Here is a 1,600-nt window from a genome sequence, read left to right on the forward strand (position 1 = left end):
AAGGCGGTCAGTACCAAGCGCAAGAAGGACAAGATCAAGCGCAAGGTCGAACGCAAACGCCGTCAGAGGTGATAGGCCAACGCCCGGGCAATCAGCCATCCGTGGCGTGTTGGATCGATTTGTGCGGTGTCATCAAACAGAACGGCACGGTTCCCATCGATCCGGTCCTCGCCCGGAAAGGCGGATGTGAAATCGCTTATCAACCGGCTCTGACAATGCACAAACAAGGCGAAACGTGCCGATTTGTGCGCGCCCAGCCGGATCGTTGACCCTTTGGGCGCAAGATAGGCGGGCTGACCCCAGCGCAGTTCCTCTCGCACTGTGGGGACAGCAGGCAGAGAGGCTGCCGTGTCAAACACAAGCGCCCGCAAGGCCAGAGCCCCCGCACGGGTTTGCGGGGGCAGGGTCTCAAAGGCCGAAGCGACCAAAGGGATCTCAAAGGGTTTCATGCAATTGGTATCGCCTGTTCCAACCGGTCCACGTAGCTGTTCAGTAGGTTATCCTGTTTGATCCGGCGGGTCAGGGGGGTGTCCGCAGGTGTGGCGCGCATCGCGGCAAGCATTGGACCAACGCTCATATCAGCCGATGTCGGACGGTCCCCAAGCAGGAAAGAGGATTGCCACAAATAGGCTGAGATCGCCTCGAGGTCACGTTCGATCCGGTCCAGCCGTTCGGACAACGAAAACCGCCCGATTCCCTGTGACGTAATCCCCTTCAGAACGGATTTCCGGATCGCATTGGATGCCGGTTTCCGGATCAACGCCGGAATTCCGGTAAAGAACGTATCGCGTAAGACTGGCCAGACTTCGTCATTGCCCCAACGATCCAGAACGATGTGAAAATACAGATGCTCTTCGGCCATGCGCACCAGTGTGCGGGACTGCGCCTTTTCGACATCCGTCAACCCTTTGTCGAAATCCGCGCCCTGCTGTTCCAACCAATCGCGGATCAGGTCGCTGTCCGGGACCAGGCGTTCCGGTGTTCGCAAAACGGGCAGCTTCTGGTGAGGCATCTTGCGGGGGTCAAGCATGTCCGAACGTTGCCAGGTCTGGCCGGACTGCTGAAGCATCAATGCTGTCTTGACGCAGAAGGGGCTGGCACTGAACAGGCCGAAGGCGGAGGGGAAGGTGAGAAGGGTCAGCATTATGAGGCTCCGTGTCATTGTGTGCTGACTGAGTATCGGGACCTAATGACAGTTTCTGTCATTAGGGATAAGCTATTATACATCATGTCCCGCACCGCTCGATTGTTCCAACTGATGCAAGCCCTGCGTTCTGGCCCTTCGCCCAGAACATCCGAACAGTTGGCGCAGGATCTGGGTGTTTCGGCCCGAACAATTCATCGGGATATTGATGCATTGCGCGGACTGGGTGCCGTGATCGATGGCGAAGCGGGGTTTGGCTTTACGCTGATCGAGGACGCAACCCTGCCCCCATTGGGGTTCACTGATGATGAGCTTGAAGCGTTGGTTCTGGGCCTGCGCGAAGTTCAGGTGATTGGCGATCCGGCTTTGTCGAGTGCGGCGGGTACGGCCCTGCGGAAACTTCAGGGACGCTTGCCGCAACGCCAGTCCCATCGGCTCAGCCACGCGGTTCTGGCA

At 58.2% G+C, this 1,600-nt stretch carries 3 protein-coding genes; 1 reads left to right on the forward strand and 2 read right to left on the reverse strand.

All coding sequences use genetic code 11. The features are described from left to right. Nucleotides 1–62 precede the first annotated feature (62 nt). Together ACR0IP_RS23110 and ACR0IP_RS23115 are read right to left on the reverse strand one after the other, a co-directional pair. A complete protein-coding gene (locus tag ACR0IP_RS23110; RefSeq protein WP_480528151.1) occupies nt 63–449 on the reverse strand; it encodes a DUF1801 domain-containing protein in 387 nt (128 codons plus the stop codon). Beyond that, the gene (locus tag ACR0IP_RS23115; RefSeq protein ID WP_480484147.1) at nt 446–1,144 is read right to left on the reverse strand and encodes a glutathione S-transferase family protein; all 699 of its coding nucleotides are present in this window, start codon (nt 1,142–1,144) and stop codon (nt 446–448) included. The genes ACR0IP_RS23110 and ACR0IP_RS23115 overlap by 4 nt, the downstream gene beginning before the upstream one ends. 84 nt (nt 1,145–1,228) lie before the next feature. Here ACR0IP_RS23115 and ACR0IP_RS23120 point away from each other — a divergent pair. Then, the coding region (locus tag ACR0IP_RS23120) for a helix-turn-helix transcriptional regulator (protein ID WP_480528152.1) at nt 1,229–1,600 on the forward strand (372 nt) is incomplete at its 3' end.

Source organism: Ruegeria sp. AL11, assembly GCF_056540865.1.

Coding starts and splice junctions, on each gene's coding strand:
- ACR0IP_RS23115 (WP_480484147.1), bottom strand. CDS start 1,144: ATGCTGACCCTTCTCACCTTCCCCTCCGCCTTCGGCCTGTTCAGTGCC.
- ACR0IP_RS23110 (WP_480528151.1), bottom strand. CDS start 449: ATGAAACCCTTTGAGATCCCTTTGGTCGCTTCGGCCTTTGAGACCCTG.